This window comes from Streptomyces sp. NPDC047085 (assembly GCF_040643735.1).
In the GTDB taxonomy this organism is placed as follows: domain Bacteria; phylum Actinomycetota; class Actinomycetes; order Streptomycetales; family Streptomycetaceae; genus Streptomyces.
Genome location: NZ_JBEYUW010000002.1, coordinates 352,385 through 369,565, shown reverse-complemented (window position 1 = coordinate 369,565; position 17,181 = coordinate 352,385). Strand labels below are relative to the sequence as shown.

The following is a 17,181-nucleotide window of genomic DNA, read 5'->3' as shown; positions in this document are numbered from 1 at the left end:
CCGCCCGACCGACGACCCCCGCTCGGCCCACCCTCCCGAAAGGCACTCCAGTGAGCACCGAAGCGTACGTGTACGACGCGATCCGCACCCCGCGCGGCCGCGGCAAGGCGAACGGCGCCCTGCACGGCACGAAGCCCATCGACCTGGTCGTCGGCCTCATCCACGAGATCCGCGACCGCTTCCCGGACCTCGACCCGGCCGCCGTCGACGACATCGTGCTCGGCGTCGTCGGCCCCGTCGGCGACCAGGGCTCCGACATCGCCCGGATCGCCGCGATCGCCGCCGGACTGCCTGACACGGTCGCGGGCGTCCAGGAGAACCGCTTCTGTGCCTCGGGCCTGGAGGCCGTCAACCTGGCCGCCGCCAAGGTCCGCTCGGGCTGGGAGGACCTTGTGCTGGCCGGCGGCGTGGAGTCCATGTCCCGGGTGCCGATGGCCTCGGACGGCGGCGCCTGGTTCAACGACCCGATGACGAACCTGGCCGTCAACTTCGTGCCGCAGGGCATCGGCGCCGACCTCATCGCCACCATCGAGGGCTTCTCCCGCCGGGACGTCGACGAGTACGCGGCCCTGTCCCAGGAGCGCGCCGCCACGGCCTGGAAGGAGGGCCGCTTCGACCGCTCGGTGGTCCCGGTCAAGGACCGCAGCGGCCTGGTCGTCCTCGACCACGACGAGCACATGCGCCCCGGCACCACCGCCGACTCCCTCGGCAAGCTCAAGCCGTCGTTCGCGGACATCGGCGACCTGGGCGGCTTCGACGCGGTCGCGCTGCAGAAGTACCACTGGGTGGAGAAGATCGACCACGTCCACCACGCGGGCAACTCCTCCGGCATCGTGGACGGCGCCTCGCTGGTCGCGATCGGCTCCAAGGAGGTCGGCGAGCGCTACGGCCTCACCCCGCGCGCGCGGATCGTCTCCGCCGCCGTCTCCGGCTCCGAGCCGACCATCATGCTCACCGGTCCCGCGCCCGCCACCCGCAAGGCCCTCGCCAAGGCCGGCCTGACCATCGACGACATCGACCTCGTGGAGATCAACGAGGCGTTCGCGGCGGTCGTGCTGCGCTTCGTGAAGGACATGGGCCTGTCCCTGGACAAGGTCAACGTCAACGGCGGCGCCATCGCGCTCGGCCACCCGCTCGGCGCCACCGGCGCGATGATCCTCGGCTCGCTCATCGACGAGCTGGAGCGCCAGGACAAGCGCTACGGCCTCGCCACCCTGTGCGTGGGCGGCGGCATGGGCATCGCCACCATCGTCGAGCGCATCTGAACTCCCCGCGGAACCACGAGACTTCAGACTTCAACGGAGACGACTGTCATGACCGAGAGCACCACCATCCGCTGGGAGCAGGACGACACCGGTGTCGTCACCCTCGTCCTCGACGACCCCAACCAGTCCGCGAACACCATGAACCAGGCGTTCCGCGACTCCCTCGCCGCGATCACCGAACGGCTGGAGGCCGAGCAGGACTCCATCCGCGGCATCATCTTCACCTCCGCCAAGAAGACCTTCTTCGCGGGCGGCGACCTGCGCGACCTGATCCGGGTCACCCCCGAGACCGCCCAGGAGCTGTTCGACGGCGGCCTCGCCATCAAGCGGAACCTGCGCCGCATCGAGACCCTCGGCAAGCCCGTCGTCGCCGCCATCAACGGCGCGGCCCTCGGCGGCGGCTTCGAGCTCGCCCTCGCCTGCCACCACCGCGTCGCGCTCGACGCGCCCGGCTCCAAGATCGGCTGCCCCGAGGTCACCCTCGGTCTGCTCCCCGGCGGCGGCGGAGTCGCCCGCACCGTCCGGCTGCTCGGCATCACCGACGCGCTCCTGAAGGTGCTCCTGCAGGGCACCCAGTACAACCCCCGGCGCGCCCTGGACAACGGCCTCGTCCACGAGGTCGCCGAGACCCCCGAGGAGATGCTCGCCAAGGCCCGCGCCTTCATCGACGCCAACCCCGAGTCGCAGCAGCCCTGGGACAAGCCCGGCTACAGGATCCCGGGCGGTACGCCCGCCAACCCCAAGTTCGCCGCCAACCTGCCCGCCTTCCCGGCCAACCTGCGCAAGCAGACGGCCGGCGCCCCCTACCCGGCGCCGCGCAACATCCTCGCCGCGGCCGTCGAAGGTGCCCAGGTCGACTTCGAGACCGCCCAGGTCATCGAGGCCCGCTACTTCGTGGAGCTGGCCGCCGGGCAGACCTCGAAGAACATGATCCAGGCGTTCTTCTTCGACCTCCAGGCCGTCAACTCCGGCGCCAACCGCCCCAAGGGCATCGAGCCCCGCAAGGTCCGCAAGGTGGCCGTCCTCGGCGCCGGCATGATGGGCGCCGGCATCGCCTACTCGTGCGCCCGCGCCGGCATCGACGTCGTCCTGAAGGACGTCTCCCCGGAGGCGGCCGCCAAGGGCAAGGGCTACTCCGAGAAGCTGTGCGCCAAGGCCGTCGCCAAGGGCCGCACCAGCCAGGAGAAGGCCGACGCGCTGCTCGCCCGCATCACCCCCACGGCCGACGTGGCCGACCTCGCGGGCTGCGACGCGGTGATCGAGGCCGTCTTCGAGGACACCTCGCTCAAGCACAAGGTGTTCCAGGAGATCGAGTCCGTCGTCGCGCCCGACGCGCTGCTGTGCTCCAACACCTCCACCCTGCCGATCACCGCCCTCGCCGAGGGCGTGGAGCGCCAGGGCGACTTCATCGGGCTGCACTTCTTCTCGCCCGTCGACAAGATGCCGCTGGTCGAGATCATCAAGGGCGAGCGGACCGGCGACGAGGCCCTCGCGCGCGCCTTCGACCTGGTCCGCCAGATCAACAAGACGCCGATCGTCGTCAACGACTCGCGCGGCTTCTTCACCTCCCGGGTGATCGGCCACTTCATCAACGAGGGCGTCGCCATGGTCGGCGAGGGCATCGAGCCCGCCTCCGTGGAGCAGGCCGCCGCCCAGGCCGGCTACCCGGCCAAGGTGCTCTCGCTCATGGACGAGCTGACCCTCACGCTCCCGCGCAAGATCCGCAACGAGACCCGGCGGGCCGTGGAGGAGGCGGGCGGCACCTGGACCCCGCACCCCGCCGAGGCCGTCATCGACCGCCTCGTCGACGAGTTCGGCCGCACCGGCCGCAGCGGCGGCGCCGGCTTCTACGACTACGCCGAGGACGGCAAGCGGGCCGGGCTCTGGCCGGGACTGCGCGAGCACTTCACCAAGCCCGGGTACGAGATCCCGTTCCGGGACATGCAGGAGCGGATGCTCTTCTCCGAGGCGCTCGACACCGTACGGCTCCTCGAAGAGGGCGTGCTGACCTCCGTCGCCGACGCCAACATCGGCTCCATCCTCGGCATCGGCTTCCCCGGCTGGACCGGCGGTGTGCTCCAGTACATCAACGGCTACGAAGGGGGCCTGCCCGGATTCGTGGCACGCGCGCGTGAGCTGGCCGAGCGCTACGGCGACCGGTTCACCCCGCCCGCGCTGCTCGTGGAGAAGGCCGAGAAGGGGGAGCGGTTCAGCGACTCAGCCGGTTCGTGACCCGGTGAGCAACTCGCTCAGCTCTTCCCGCAGCGATCGCTGGAACGTCGTCAGCAGCGCCTGCACCACCAAGGGGTGCATGTGCGCCGACAGGGACCGCACGTCCCGGGCGTCACGCTCCGCCACCTCGCCGCGGAAGAGCTGAGCCAGCTCGTGGGCCGCGGCGCGCGAGTGCTCCATGAGCACCTTGCGCGCCGCGAGCATCGCGTCCTGCGACAGCGGCACGTCCAGGAGCTGGACGCCGAGCCGGAGCAGCCCGGAGTCGACCCGGAACCTCTCCCCGCCGTCTCCGGCCCCGTCGTCGCTCGCCGCGTCGTCCCCGTCCGCGTGGTCCTCGCGGTCCTCAGGCTCCTCGTGGTCTGCGTGCTCCTCCTGCGCGACGACGTTCATCGCCGCCAGCCGCTCGATGTCCTCGGGGGCGAGCGGCCGTCCCGCCCGCCGCTCCAGCTCCCGCCGCGACACCGTCTCCACCAGGTCCGGCGCCCACGACGCGACCACCGCGCGGTGGATGGCCAGGTCGTGCGGGGTGAGGTCGGGCGGCAGCTGCCCGAGGTACCGCTCGATCGCCGCGAGCGTCATGCCCTGCTGCTGCAGCTCCTCGATGAGGGCCAGCCGCGCCACGTGCCCGGGACCGTAGTGACCCACCCGGCGCGGACCGATCACCGGGGGCGGGAGCAGACCCTTGCTGCTGTAGAAGCGCAGGGTGCGGACCGTGACCCCGGCCCGGGCGGCCAGCTCGTCGATGGTGAGGGTCGGCTCCTCGGCATCGGTCGTCATGTGCAGCAGTATCGCTGTCTCACCAGTGCTGTGAAAGCCGGGGTTAACCCTGGGCGGACCCTGCCTGGACGGTGTGAGAAGCAACGCTCTGTGACCTGGGCCACCGCATATCCGGCGATCCCTCTGGAAAGCTCCTGTCCTGGTCTGTGCCGCCGCCCACCGGGGTGGCGCGGGCCGAGAACGTCCGGACACCCGGGCCCACGAGGCCCGGGCGCACCAGAGATTGGTACCACCCGTGAGCAAGGACGCCGTGCAGTCGGCTCAGACTGCAGCCCATCCCCAGGTGGCACAGACCCCCGCGGACGCGGGCGACGTCGGTTACAGCAAGGACCTCAAGGCCCGCCACGTCAACATGATCGCCATCGGCGGCGCCATCGGCACCGGACTCCTCCTGGGAGCCGGTGGCCGTCTGCACAACGCGGGACCGGCGTTGGCGCTGGCCTACCTGGTCTGCGGCGTCTTCGCCTTCTTCGTCGTGCGGGCCCTGGGCGAGCTGGTCCTGTACCGCCCGTCCTCCGGTTCCTTCGTGTCGTACGCGCGCGAGTTCCTCGGTGAGAAGGGCGCCTACGTCGCCGGCTGGATGTACTTCCTGAACTGGTCGACCACCGGCATCGCCGACATCACCGCGATCGCGCTCTACACGCACTACTGGAGCATGTTCACGAGCATCCCCCAGTGGGTGCTCGCCCTGATCGCCCTCGCGGTGGTCCTGGCCGTGAACCTGATCTCGGTGAAGATCTTCGGTGAGCTGGAGTTCTGGTTCGCGATCGTCAAGGTCGCCACCATCGTCGGCTTCATGCTGATCGGCATCTTCCTGGTCGCCACCCAGCACAAGGTCGGCGGCCACACCCCCGGCATGAGCATGGTCACCGACCACGGCGGCGTCTTCCCGCACGGCGTGATGCCGGTCGTCCTGGTCATGCAGGGCGTGATCTTCGCGTACGCCGCCCTCGAACTGGTCGGCGTCGCCGCCGGTGAGACCGCCGAGCCGGAGAAGGTCGTCCCGCGCGCCGTGAACTCGATCATGTGGCGTGTCGGCCTCTTCTACGTCGGTTCCGTCGTGCTGCTCGCGCTGCTGCTGCCGGGCTCCGTGTACTCCGCCGACGAGAGTCCGTTCGTGACGGTGCTTTCGAAGATCGGCGTCTCGGGTGCCGGTGACGTGATGAACCTGGTCGTGCTGACCGCCGCCATGTCCTCGCTGAACTCCGGCCTGTACTCCACCGGCCGCATCCTGCGCTCCATGGCCGTGGCGGGCTCCGCGCCCAAGTTCACCGCCCGGATGAACCGCAGCCAGGTCCCCTACGGCGGCATCCTGCTGACCTGCGGGGTCTGCGTGCTCGGTGTCGGGCTGAACTACCTGATGCCCGGCCAGGCCTTCGAGATCGTGCTGAACGTGGCCTCCCTCGGCATCATCAGCACCTGGGTGATCATCATGCTCTGCCACATGATCTTCGTCCGGCGCGCCCGCGCGGGCCTCGCCACCCGGCCCCACTTCCGCCTGAAGGGCAGCCCGGTCACGGAGATCGCCACGATCACCTTCCTGCTGGTCTGCCTCGGCATGATGTGGAACGACCCCGAGGTCGGCCGCAAGACCCTGCTGCTGATCCCGCTGATCGCCCTCATGCTGGTCGCCGGCTGGTTCGGCGTGCGCCGCCGGGTCAACCGCAGCACCGACGAGGAACTCGCACAGCTGACGAAGTAACAGCGCAGAGCCACTGTCAGTGGCATCGCCTACGGTGGCGTCATGTCGGAGATCATCTACATCCGAGGTGACGCCACCGTTCCGTCGGTGAAGGGCGCCAAGGTGATCGCCCATGTCTGCAACGACATCGGGGGCTGGGGGAAGGGCTTCGTCCTGGCGCTCTCACGGCGCTGGCCGGAACCGGAGGCGGCCTACCGGGCCTGGCACCGCGACCGCGCGAAGAACGACTTCGGCCTGGGCGCCGTCCAGCTCGTCCAGGTCGACCCGCACGTGTGGGTGGCCAACATGGTCGGCCAGCGCGGCATCCGCACGGGCAGCAAGGGCGTCCCGGTCCGCTACGAGGCGATCGACACCGCCCTGGGCCGCCTCGCGGACCAAGTGATCGAACTCGGCGCGTCCGTCCACATGCCCCGCATAGGCTGCGGCCTGGCGGGCGGCACATGGTCCCGCATCGAGCCGCTGATCACCGAGCGACTCGTGAAGCGCGGCATCTCGGTGACGGTTTATGACCACGGGGAGGGCGGGGGATGACCCGAGAGACCCATGCCAGTGATGTGCTGGTGCTGGGCGGAGCCGGTGTGGACACGATCGTGCAGGTGCCCGAGCTGCCCCTGCCGTATGCCGAAAGTTACATGATCGACTCCGGGATCCGTACCCGGGCCGGGCAGACCGGTGACTTCGTCGCGCTGGGCCTGGCCGCGCTCGGCCTGCGCACGCACCACCTCGACCTGCTCGGCGACGACCCCGAGGGCGACCTCGTGCGCGCCCTGCACCGCGAGCAGGGCATCGGCCTCACCGCGCTCCCAGGGCCCGCCGGGACCAAGCGGGCGGTCAACCTCGTCGGCCCCGACGGACGCCGGCTGTCGCTGTACGACACCAGCCGCGCCCACCCCGACGACCGCTTCCCCGAGGACACCCTGGGCGCGCTCGCCGCCGCGAGCCGGCACGTCCACGTGACCATCACCCACCCCTGCGCCCACGCCCTGCCGGCACTGCGCGCCACGGGCCTGCCCCTCTCCACCGACCTGCACGACTGGGACGGCGAGAACCCGTACCACGAGCCGTTCGCGTACGCGGCGGACGTCGTCTTCCTCTCCGCCTCCGCCCTCACCGACCCCGAGCGCACCATGCGGCGCATCGCCGAGCGGGGCCGGGCCGAGGTCGTCGTCGCCACCGCCGGGGCGGAGGGCGCCCATCTGCTGGCCGACGGCGAACTGACCCGGATACCGGCGGTGACGCCACCCGCGCCGGTGGTCGACTCCAACGGCGCGGGCGACGCCTTCGCCGCCGCGTTCCTCTACGGCCGCCTCACCGGCGAGCCGCCCGCGCGATGCGCCCTGTACGGCGCGGTCGCGGGGGCGTTCGCCTGCACCGTCCCGGCCGGCCGCGCGGACGCGATAGGCCGCGACGAACTGCTCGAGCGGGTGGCCGAACCGAGCCGGTGAGCCGGCCGGGGCCGCCGCGGGCATCGAGCCGGGACGTCAGCGCCCGTGGACGGTGTTCGTCGCCGCGATCTTCTTCCATGACTTCGGCTGGTGGACGACCGCCCTGGCCGCCCGGGCGAAGGACGCCGCGCCCGCCGCGGACGCGCCCGGCTTCGACGGCTGGAACAGCCAGGTGTCGAACAGCGCGGCCAGCGGCTTGCCCGAGACCTTCTCGGCGTACTTCTGGAAGTCGGCCACCGAGGCGTTGCCGTACGCGTGCTCCTTCGGCCAGCCCTTCAGAACGGCGAAGAACGCGTCGTCACCGATCTCGTCGCGCAGCGCCTGGATCGCCAGCGCGCCCCGGTCGTAGACCGCGATGTCGAACTGGCCGTCCGCGCCCGGGTCGCCCGGCTCGACGGTCCAGAACGCGTCGTCGGCCGGGTGCGAGTCGTACACGTAGTCGGCGAGTTGCCGCGTGGTGCCCTCGCCCTCGTGCTCGGACCACAGCCACTGCGCGTACCGGGCGAAGCCCTCGTTGATCCAGATGTCCTTCCAGCCCTTCAGCGACACGTCGTCGCCGTACCACTGGTGGGCCAGCTCGTGCACGACCACCGAGGTGTTGGAGCCGTTCGCGAACTGCCGGGGGCTGTAGTAGACGCGGGTCTGCGTCTCCAGCGCGTACCCGGTGGTCGTGTTGGGGACGTAACCGCCGGCCGAGGCGAACGGATACGGCCCGAAGTAGCCGCTGAGCCAGTCCACGATCTCCCCGGTGCGCTCCACGCTCGCCCGCGCGGCCCCGTCGTTGTCGCCGAGGTCCTTGCTGTAGGCGTTGACGACCGGCACCCCACCGTCCGAGGTGCTGGTCGTGATGTCGAACTTCCCGAGGGCGAGAGTGGCCAGATAGGTCGCCTGGGGCTTGTTCTGCCGCCAGTTGTAGCGGGTCCAGCCCAGCTTCGAACTGGTCGACTGCAGCGTGCCGTTGGAGATGGCCTGGGTGCCGTCCGGCACGGCCACCGACACGTCGTAGGTGGCCTTGTCGCTGGGATGGTCGTTGCTCGGGAACCACCACCAGGCGGCCTCGGGCTCGTCGGCGGCCACCGCGCCGTCGGGCGTGCGGTGCCAGGTGCTGAAGCCGTAGGCGCTCTTCGTCGACGGCACCCCGCTGTAGCGGACGACGACGGTGATCGGCGTCCCCTTGGCCAGCGGCGCCTTCGGCGTCACGACCAGCTCGTGCTGGCCCGAGTTCGTGAAGGACGCCTTGGCGCCGTTGACCCGCACCTCGCTCACGTCCAGCAGGAAGTCCAGGTCGAAGCTCGACAGGTCCTGCGTGGTCCTCGCCAGGATGGTGGCGGTGCCCTGCAGCTCGTCCGTGCTCGGCTGGTACTGCAGCCTCAGGTCGTAGTGCGAGACGTCGTAGCCGCCGTTGCCGTAGTTCGGGTAATAGGGGTCTCCGATGCCCGGAGCGCCGGGTGGGTAGCTCGCGGCCGATGCCGGGATCGCCAGCAGGAGGGAGGCCGCGGCCAGTGCGCCCGGCGCGATGATTCTGCGGTGCACGTCAGCTCCAAGTCGTCGGGACAGGAAGTCTGTTCGGAGCCTATGCAGCCACTGGGGCCCCAAACCTGTCCACGGCCCCTGCTGTCACACGATCGCCATTCGGCCGAAACGATCCCTTCGGCCGCCGGGAAGTCGTCTTCTGTACGGGAGTTGACGGGGAGTACGGTCCGCCCATGCCGAAACGCACGCGCTTCACGATCTGGAGACCGCTCGCGGCCGCGGCCGTCGCGGCCCTGACGGCCGCACTCCTCACCCCCACTGCCGCGCACGCCGCGCCCCGCCAGAGCCGGCCCGTCTACTCGTACGCACACGCCGTGCGCGAGTCCGTCTGGGTGGACACCGGCCTCGACGAGGACACCGACGGGAAGACCGACCGCGTCGCCGCCGACATCGTCCGCCCCTCCGAACCCGCCCGGCAGGGCCGCAAGGTGCCGGTCATCATGGACGCCAGCCCGTACTACTCCTGCTGCGGGCGCGGCAACGAGAGCCAGGTCAAGACGTACGACGCGCACGGCCACGTCGTCCAGATGCCGCTGTTCTACGACAACTGGTTCGTGCCCCGCGGCTACGCCTTCGTCGGCGTCGACCTGTCCGGCACCAACCGCTCCGACGGCTGCGTCGACGTCGGCGGGCGCTCCGACATCCAGTCCGCGAAGTCAGTCGTCGACTGGCTGAACGGCCGTGCCAAGGCGTACACGACACGGACCGGCACGCGAACCGTCAAGGCCACCTGGACCAACGGCCGGACCGGCATGATCGGCAAGAGCTGGGACGGCACCATCGCCAACGGCGTCGCCGCCACCGGCGTCAAGGGCCTGAAGACGATCGTCCCGATCAGCGGCATCTCCTCCTGGTACGACTACTACTTCGCCCAGGGCGCCGCGCTGTACGACGGCGGCCCCGACGAACTGGCCGGATACGTCGAGAGCGACCCGGCGCACGCCCACTGCGCGGCCGTACGGAAGAAACTCGCCGACGGCAGCCCGCGCAACGGCGACTGGACCCCGCTGTGGACCGAGCGGGACTACGTCAAGGACGCGGCCAAGGTGCGGGCCAGCGTGTTCCTCGTGCACGGCATGCAGGACCTCAACGTGCGCACCAAGCACTTCGGCCAGTGGTGGGACGCCCTCGCGAAGCACGGGGTGAAGCGCAAGATCTGGCTCTCCCAGACCGGCCACGTGGACCCCTTCGACTACCGGCGCGATGCCTGGGTCGACACCCTGCACCGCTGGTTCGACCACGAACTCCTCGGCTACGACAACGGCATCGACCGCGCGCCGATGGCCGACATCGAACGCCACCCCGACCAGTGGGTCACCTCCACGGTCTGGCCCCCGCACGACACCCGCGCCACCACCCTGCGCCCGGCCGCCGGCCCCCGGCCCGGCGTCGGCACCCTCGGCCTCGGCACGGGCACCGGCACCGGCACCGAGACGTTCACCGACGACCCGACGCTGAGCGAGACCGACTGGGCCGCGCACCTCACCACGCCCACACCGGAGAAGGCCGGCTTCCTCACCGCGCCGCTCACCCGCGACCTGCGGCTCGCCGGCACCTCCCGGGTGACCGTGACCGCCACCCCGACCACCACCACGGCCCATCTGTCCGCCGTCCTGGTGGACCTCGGCCCGGACACCATCCGCGACTACGCCGACAGCGCCGAGGGCATCACCACGCTCACCGACCGCACCTGCTGGGGCGCGAGCACGGCCGGGGACAGCGCCTGCTTCAAGAAGACCAAGGCGAAGACCACCAAGGTCGACTACACGGTGGTCAGCCGCGGCTGGGCCGACCTCGGCCACCACGCCTCCCTCGGCAAGGGCGTCCCGCTCACACCGGGCAAGGCCTACACGATGACCCTGTCCCTGGCGGCCACCGACCACGTCGTACCCAAAGGCCACCGGCTGGCGCTGATCGTCGCGGGCACCGACAAGGACCTCATCGACCCGCCGTCCACCAAGCCGACCCTCACGCTGGACCTCGCCCGTACGACCGCCCGGATCCCGCTCGTCGGCGGCGCGGGCGCCTTCGCCAGGGCCACGTCCGGCAGCGCGGCCGCCGTTCCCGTTCCCGCGGACCGGGTGCTGGACGGCGTCGGCGTGCCGGAAACGGTGACGCACATCCCGGCCGGCTGACCCTGCGGTGGCCCGGTTGCGGCGCGATCCGCCACCGGGCCACCCCTCACACTCCGGCCGGCCGGGGCCACGCCCTCACGTTCCGGCCAGTCCGGGCCGCGCTTCACGTTCCCTCCTGGCCGGGCCGCCCCTCACACTTCGGCCAACCCCACCCCTCAGACTCCGGCCAGTCCGGCCGCCTCCCGTGCGCACCCCCAGGCCACGGTGATCCCGGCGCCGCCGTGTCCGTAGTTGTGCACCAGCGTCCGCCCGCCCGGCAGCGCCTGCCGTTCCAGTCGTACGGCGTGCCGGGCGGGCCGCAGCCCGACCCGGTGGGCCAGCACCCGCGCCCCGGCGATCTCCGGACGGACCGCCGCGCACCGGGCGACGATGCCCGCCGCGATCGCGGGGTCCGGCTCCAGGGACCAGGCGTCCTCCTCCGCCGTACCGCCCAGCAGCAGGCCGTCCGGCTGCGGGATGAAGTACGTCGAGGTGTCGGAGGAGTGGGCGACCGACGTGTACCAGGTCGTGATTCCCGGGTTCTCCACCACGACCAGCTGCCCGCGCACCGGACGCACCCCGGGATCCGGCACCAGCGCACGCGCCCCCAGCCCCGTGCAGTTGACCACGGCCCGGGCCGGCACGGCGGCCAGGTCTGTCACCTCGCGCACCTCGACCGTGCCGCCCGCCTTCGCGAACCGCTCCCGCAGCCACGCCAGATGGACCGGCATGTCGATCACCGGCACCCGCGCCGCCAGCCCGTCGGCCACCGTCCGCAGCCCCGGCACCCGGCCCGCCCAGTCACCCAGACCGTCCAGCCGCGTCCCCTCGTGTACGCCCTCGACCAGGCGTACACCGGTCTCCTCGGGCCGGTCCGCCAACTCCTCGTACACGACCAGGGATTCCAGCGCCCAGGCGCCGACCAGCGGCTCGGGCTCGATCCGGTACGGCCACCACAGGCCGCCGGCGACCGCCGAGGTCGTGCGCTCGGCCGGTTCCCGCGTCCAGACCCGCACCCGCCGCCCCGACTCGGCCAGCACCACGGCCGTCGTCAGCCCGGCGATCCCGCCGCCGACCACGATCACTTCGTCACTCGACTCGCGCTCCACGCCAGGACGCTAACCGAATCTGTCATGCTGCGCTCACCCCCGTCCCCGCGTGGGGATACTCACAGCATGTCTGCCGCATACGCGACCTTCGGCCTGGCCCCGGCGACGCGCGCCGGCGGTGTCCTCGCCGACGGGGGCTACCAGGTCCACCGCGACTTCGTGGACTTCGTCGTCGACGGACGCCCGCTGCTGTTCCGGCTCTCCGACCTGGACGCCGTCTCCCCGCTCGCCTCCGACGTCCCGCCCGCCATCTTCACGGCGCACGTGCGCGGGCTGCTGCTGGAGGCCGAACCGCCGCTCCCGGACGGTCGGTTCGTGATCTACGGCTGCCCCGACTGCGAGGACCTGGGCTGCGGCGCGGTCACCGCCGTCATCGAACGGGACGGCGAGGACTACATCTGGCGGGACTTCGTCTGGCAGACCGACGAGCACGCCGACATGGAGCGCAACGGGTACCACGGCATCGGCCCCTTCCGGTTCCACGGCCCCGAGTACCGCGCCGCCCTGGCCGCCCTGCTCGCCGAAGCGGACGGACCGCCCGCGCCGCGCCGCCGGGTGCTGCTGATCGGCGCCCGTGTCGCCGTCCTCGCCAAGCTCGCCGCCGCGCTGCGCACCATCGGCATCGGCGCCGACATCACCCAGGACGCCGCCGGTGTCCCCGCCGAGGAACTGTGCGGCTACGACGCCGTCGCCTTCGGCCGTGCGGTCGGCGCGGCGGAACGGGCCGCCGTACGCGAGGCGTTCGAGCGTGCCGAAGTCGACGTCGCCTGGGTCGACGGGCTGGCCCCGATCATCCCGTTGCTCGTCGCGCAGATCGAGCACGCCCTCGACCGGGGCCCGGCGCGGCAGCGCCGGCTCACCGCCCTGGTCGCCGAAGGCGGCGCCGCGGACATCGAGGTGGCCTCCCCGTGCCGGGTCACGGTCACCGCGTACCGCCTGGACCGGCTCTACCGCACCCACACCCGGGTGGTCTTCGACGACATCCTGGAACCCGGCCGGCACCGCGTCCCGCTGGACCCGAAGGCGGTGAAGGGGGAGGCGTTCCTGGTGGCCAGGACCACAGGGAGCGTACTGGTGGAGCGGGTCGGGAGGTGACCGCGTGGGTCCGGCGGGGAGGTGGGCCGGTGCAGCCGCCAAGGCGGCGAGCCGGTGGAGCCGACGGGGCGTGGGGCGGTGAACGCGACGGGAACGTGGTCGGTGAAGCCGGCGGGGGCGTGGGACGGGGAGCCGACCGGAGAGGTGGAGCGAGCAGGTGGGCCCCGGGAGCGCGCCATGCCTCCACGGCGGGAAACCCCGCTGAGCACCGGCCGCCCCGGCCATTAGGATCGGTCTCCTGATGACTGCCACCCTCGTCGCCAAGAACCTCGCCGCCGGACACGGCGACCGCTCCCTCTTCTCCGGGCTCGACCTCGTCGTCGCGCCCGGCGACGTGATCGGACTGGTCGGCGCCAACGGCGCGGGCAAGTCCACGCTGCTGCGCCTGCTCGCCGGGCTGACCCCGCCCGAGCAGGGCGACCTCAGGCTCTCCCCGCCGACCGCGACGGTCGGCCACCTGCCGCAGGAGCCCGAGCGCAGGCCGGGGGAGACGGTCCGGGAGTTCCTGGCCCGCCGCACCGGCGTCGCCGAGGCGCAGCGCGTGATGGACGAGGCCACACAGGCGCTGGTCGACGGGGCGCCCGGCGCCGACGACGCCTACGCGATCAGCCTGGAGCGCTGGCTGAACCTGGGCGGCGCCGACCTGGAGGAGCGCGCGGAGGAGGTCGCCGACTCCCTCGGCCTCGCCGTGGACCTGGACCAGCCGATGACCGCCCTCTCCGGCGGCCAGGCGGCCCGCGCCGGCCTCGCCTCCCTCCTCCTGTCCCGCTACGACGTCTTCCTCCTCGACGAGCCCACCAACGACCTCGACCTCGACGGTCTGGAGCGCCTGGAGCGGTTCGTCTCCGGCCTGCGCGCGGGCACGGTCGTCGTCAGCCACGACCGCGAGTTCCTCACCCGCACGGTCACCAAGGTCCTCGAACTCGACCTCGCCCAGGGGCAGATCAACCTCTACGGCGGCGGCTACGACGCCTACCTGGAGGAGCGCGAGGTCGCCCGCCGGCACGCCCGCGAGGACTTCGAGGAGTACGCCGACAAGAAGGCCGCACTCCAGGACCGGGCCCAGATGCAGCGGTCCTGGATGGACAAGGGCGTCAAGAACGCCCGGCGCAAGGCGGGCAACGACAACGACAAGATCGGCCGCAAGTTCCGCAGCGAGGCCAGCGAGAAGCAGGCCGCCAAGGCCCGGCAGACGCAGCGGATGATCGAGCGCCTCGAGGTGGTCGAGGAGCCGCGCAAGGAGTGGGAGCTGCGGATGGAGATCGCGGCCGCCCCGCGCTCGGGCGCGGTGGTCGCGAGCCTGCGGGACGCCGAGGTCCGGCGCGGCGAGTTCACCCTGGGCCCGATGTCGTTGCAGATCGACTGGGCGGACCGGGTCGCGGTCACCGGAGCCAACGGCGCCGGCAAGTCCACCCTGCTCGGTGCGCTGCTGGGCCGCGTCCCCCTCGACTCCGGGCACGCCGCGCTCGGCTCGGGCGTCCTGGTCGGCGAGGTCGACCAGGCCCGCAAGCTGTTCCACGGCTCCGAGTCCCTGCACGACGCGTTCTGCGCGGCCGTCCCCGACACCGAGCCCGTCGAGGTCCGCACCCTGCTCGCCAAGTTCGGCCTGAAGTCCGACCACGTGCTGCGCCCGGCCGCGACCCTCTCCCCGGGCGAACGTACCCGCGCCGCCCTGGCCCTGCTCCAGGGCCGGGGGGTGAACCTCCTCGTCCTCGACGAGCCGACGAACCACCTCGACCTTCCCGCCATCGAGCAGTTGGAGGGTGCCCTCGACTCCTACGAGGGCACCCTCCTCCTGGTCACCCACGACCGCCGCATGCTGGACGCGGTCCGGGTCACCCGGCGCCTGGAGGTGGCCGCGGGCAAGGTCACGGAACGCTGACCGACCCCAGGTGCCGGCTCACATCCGGGTGACGCCGGCTCACATCCGGATGAGGCGTGCCCACATCCGGATGACGCATGCTCACGCCCAGATGTCCGGCCCGGGATCGCCGCCCGACGCCACCACGGCGAGCCGCTCCACGTAGTGCGTCCAGCCCTCCTTGTGCGCGGCACACGCCTCGGGGGAGGGCAGGTCCCGGTGAACCAGGCGCAGCAGCGTGCCCTCGGGGACCGGCTCCAGGGTGATCTCGACCGTCGAGGAGCCGGGCGGCACGGGCATCTCGCCCTCGGCCCAGCCCCAGGTGAAGACGAGGCGCTTGGGCGGGTCGATCTCGACGAAGCGGCCCTCGGCGATGTTGTCCCCGTTGACGCGCGTCCGATAGGCGCCGCCGGGCACGAAGCTGAACTCGCCGTCCTGGCCCATCCAGGACAGCCACTTGTCCCGGTCGGTGAAGAAGGAGAACACCGTCTCGGGGCGCGCCGCGATGCGCCGTTCCACGATGACCGCGTCGATGCTCACGCGTCCGTCCCTTCGGATCGTTCGGCCCGCTCCGCCGCCTCCGCGAGTTCGGCGAGCGTGTCCACCTTGGCGGACCACATGGACTGCAGATACGCCGCCAGCTGACCCAGCGCCTCCCGGTCGGCCCGGTAGAAGCGCTTCTTGCCGTCCTGGCGCAGCGTGACCAGGCCGGAGTCCCGGAGCACCTTGAGGTGCTGGGAGACCGCCCCGAACGTGACGTCGAACCGCTCGGCTATCTCACCCGCGGACAGCTCCACGTCCCACACCAGGCGCAGGATCTCGCGCCGTCGGGGTTCGGCGACCACCCGTACCGCATCCATGGAGGTCATTTTAGTCACCACTTGAATTTGCCTGGCGAGCTGAGTCATTTTAGTGTGGACTAAAACGAAGGCGCCGATCCCACCGGTACCACCGATCTCCACGGAGAGACCCCATGAACAACGCCCCGCACACCACCCTCCACCCCGCCATCCGCGAGTGCGCCGACGCCGTCGCCGTGCTCGCCGGCGGTATCAAGGACGACCAGCTGCAGGACCGCACCCCGTGCGAGAAGTACTCCGTCGCCGAGCTGGTCGACCATCTCGGCGCGACGCTCCAGTCGTCGGCGCGGGCCGCCCGCAAGGAGGCACAGCCCGGCGGGGGCGCCACCCCGGCCGTCTCCCCGCAGGCGCTCGCCGACTCCGCGAGCCTGGCCGCCGCGGCCTGGGCCGACCCGGCCGCGTACGACGGGACGACGGAGTTCGGCCCGGGGGAGTTGCCGGCCGTCCTGGCCGCCTCGATCACCCTGCAGGAACTCGCCCTGCACGGCTGGGACCTGGCGCGCGCCACCGGTCAGCCGTTCGGCGTCAGCGAGGAGACCGCCCGGGTTGCGCTCGGCGTGGTCGAGCAGATCGCCGAGCAGGCCCGGAGCAACGGCGGCTACGGTCAGGCCGTGCCGGTGGCCGAGGACGCGCCGGCCTTCCAGCGGGCACTCGGCGTCAGCGGACGCAATCCCGGCTGGAACGGCTGAGCGTCCCAGGGCGACGTCCCGCGGGAAGGCGAGTGACCTGAATGACGATCGACGAGACGGCGGAGCGTGTCATCGCGCTGCCGCCCGAGCGGGTGGCCGCGTACGCCATGGACTGGCGGCACGACCCGGAGTGGACCCAGGGCATCCGCACCGCGGAACTGACCGGAGAGGCGGAGGCGGGAGGCTTCGGCGTCGGCGCCGAGGTCACCCGCACCGCCTACTTCCTCGGGCGGCGTATCGACTACGTGCTGCGCGTCGCGGCGTACGACCCGCCGAGGCTGCTGGACATGGTGTCCGTCGCGGGGCCGATGCCGATGCACGTCACCTACTCCTTCGACGCGCACCCGCGAGGCACCCTGGCCCGCATCCGGGTCCGGGGCGACTCCGGCCCCCTCTACCGGCTGGCCGACCCGATCATGGCCAGAAAGGTGCGCTCGTCCATCGGCAAGGACCTGCGGGACCTGGAACGCCTGCTGACGCGGTGACGGGGACGCTGCGG

15 protein-coding genes are annotated in these 17,181 nt (G+C 71.7%); 10 read left to right on the top strand and 5 right to left on the bottom strand.

All coding sequences use genetic code 11. The features are described 5' to 3' along the window. Nucleotides 1-50 precede the first annotated feature (50 nt). Complete coding sequence (locus tag ABZ865_RS07400) at nt 51-1,265, top strand: acetyl-CoA C-acetyltransferase (RefSeq protein WP_361225308.1); 1,215 nt, start codon at nt 51-53, stop codon at nt 1,263-1,265. A 48-nt stretch (nt 1,266-1,313) separates the two neighbouring features. Beyond that, the gene (locus ABZ865_RS07395) at nt 1,314-3,497 is read left to right on the top strand and encodes a 3-hydroxyacyl-CoA dehydrogenase NAD-binding domain-containing protein (RefSeq protein WP_361225305.1); all 2,184 of its coding nucleotides are present in this window, start codon (nt 1,314-1,316) and stop codon (nt 3,495-3,497) included. Here the strand turns inward: ABZ865_RS07395 and ABZ865_RS07390 are convergent. Then, nucleotides 3,483-4,274, bottom strand: a complete 792-nt coding sequence (locus tag ABZ865_RS07390; protein ID WP_361225302.1) for a MerR family transcriptional regulator — start codon at nt 4,272-4,274, stop codon at nt 3,483-3,485. The genes ABZ865_RS07395 and ABZ865_RS07390 overlap by 15 nt on opposite strands. Before the next feature lie 235 nt (nt 4,275-4,509). Here ABZ865_RS07390 and ABZ865_RS07385 point away from each other — a divergent pair, with 235 nt between their 5' ends. The 3 genes from ABZ865_RS07385 to ABZ865_RS07375 are packed head-to-tail and all read left to right on the top strand — an operon-like array spanning nt 4,510 to nt 7,421. After that, nucleotides 4,510-5,976, top strand: coding sequence for an amino acid permease (locus tag ABZ865_RS07385; RefSeq protein WP_361225299.1), 1,467 nt, complete (start codon nt 4,510-4,512; stop codon nt 5,974-5,976). Between the two features lie 42 nt (nt 5,977-6,018). Then, on the top strand, nt 6,019-6,507 hold the full coding sequence (locus tag ABZ865_RS07380) for a macro domain-containing protein (protein WP_361225296.1): 489 nt from the start codon (nt 6,019-6,021) through the stop codon (nt 6,505-6,507). Then, nucleotides 6,504-7,421, top strand: a complete 918-nt coding sequence (locus ABZ865_RS07375; protein WP_361225293.1) for a PfkB family carbohydrate kinase — start codon at nt 6,504-6,506, stop codon at nt 7,419-7,421. Before ABZ865_RS07380 ends, ABZ865_RS07375 begins: the two co-directional genes overlap by 4 nt. 36 nt (nt 7,422-7,457) lie before the next feature. Here ABZ865_RS07375 and ABZ865_RS07370 read toward each other — a convergent pair whose 3' ends face one another. Further along, on the bottom strand, nt 7,458-8,954 hold the full coding sequence (locus ABZ865_RS07370) for a M1 family metallopeptidase (RefSeq protein WP_361225290.1): 1,497 nt from the start codon (nt 8,952-8,954) through the stop codon (nt 7,458-7,460). A gap of 173 nt (nt 8,955-9,127) precedes the next feature. Between ABZ865_RS07370 and ABZ865_RS07365 the strand changes: the two genes are divergently transcribed. Then, the gene (locus ABZ865_RS07365) at nt 9,128-11,089 is read left to right on the top strand and encodes a Xaa-Pro dipeptidyl-peptidase (RefSeq protein ID WP_361225287.1); all 1,962 of its coding nucleotides are present in this window, start codon (nt 9,128-9,130) and stop codon (nt 11,087-11,089) included. 155 nt (nt 11,090-11,244) lie between these two features. On the opposite strand, the gene ABZ865_RS07360 is transcribed toward ABZ865_RS07365, so the two are convergent. Next, entirely contained in the window at nt 11,245-12,177 is a 933-nt protein-coding gene (locus tag ABZ865_RS07360) for an FAD-dependent oxidoreductase (RefSeq protein WP_361225284.1), read from the bottom strand. A 66-nt stretch (nt 12,178-12,243) separates the two neighbouring features. Between ABZ865_RS07360 and ABZ865_RS07355 the strand changes: the two genes are divergently transcribed. Further along, nucleotides 12,244-13,272: an oxidoreductase gene (locus ABZ865_RS07355; RefSeq protein WP_361225281.1), complete on the top strand. Its 1,029-nt coding sequence runs from the start codon at nt 12,244-12,246 to the stop codon at nt 13,270-13,272. A gap of 241 nt (nt 13,273-13,513) precedes the next feature. Beyond that, complete coding sequence (locus ABZ865_RS07350) at nt 13,514-15,154, top strand: ABC-F family ATP-binding cassette domain-containing protein (RefSeq protein WP_361225278.1); 1,641 nt, start codon at nt 13,514-13,516, stop codon at nt 15,152-15,154. 81 nt (nt 15,155-15,235) lie between these two features. On the opposite strand, the gene ABZ865_RS07345 is transcribed toward ABZ865_RS07350, so the two are convergent. Both ABZ865_RS07345 and ABZ865_RS07340 read right to left on the bottom strand, forming a co-directional pair. Continuing rightward, entirely contained in the window at nt 15,236-15,673 is a 438-nt protein-coding gene (locus ABZ865_RS07345; protein WP_361225275.1) for an SRPBCC domain-containing protein, read from the bottom strand. Beyond that, nucleotides 15,670-15,993 carry a metalloregulator ArsR/SmtB family transcription factor gene (locus ABZ865_RS07340; RefSeq protein WP_361225272.1) on the bottom strand — a complete coding sequence of 108 codons (324 nt, stop codon included), beginning with the start codon at nt 15,991-15,993 and terminating at the stop codon, nt 15,670-15,672. Before ABZ865_RS07340 ends, ABZ865_RS07345 begins: the two co-directional genes overlap by 4 nt. Before the next feature lie 113 nt (nt 15,994-16,106). On the opposite strand from ABZ865_RS07340, the gene ABZ865_RS07335 reads away from it, so the two are divergent. After that, nucleotides 16,107-16,682, top strand: a complete 576-nt coding sequence (locus ABZ865_RS07335; protein WP_361225269.1) for a TIGR03086 family metal-binding protein — start codon at nt 16,107-16,109, stop codon at nt 16,680-16,682. Nucleotides 16,683-16,723: 41 nt separating this feature from the next. Next, nucleotides 16,724-17,167, top strand: coding sequence for an SRPBCC family protein (locus tag ABZ865_RS07330; protein ID WP_361225266.1), 444 nt, complete (start codon nt 16,724-16,726; stop codon nt 17,165-17,167). Nucleotides 17,168-17,181 lie beyond the last annotated feature (14 nt).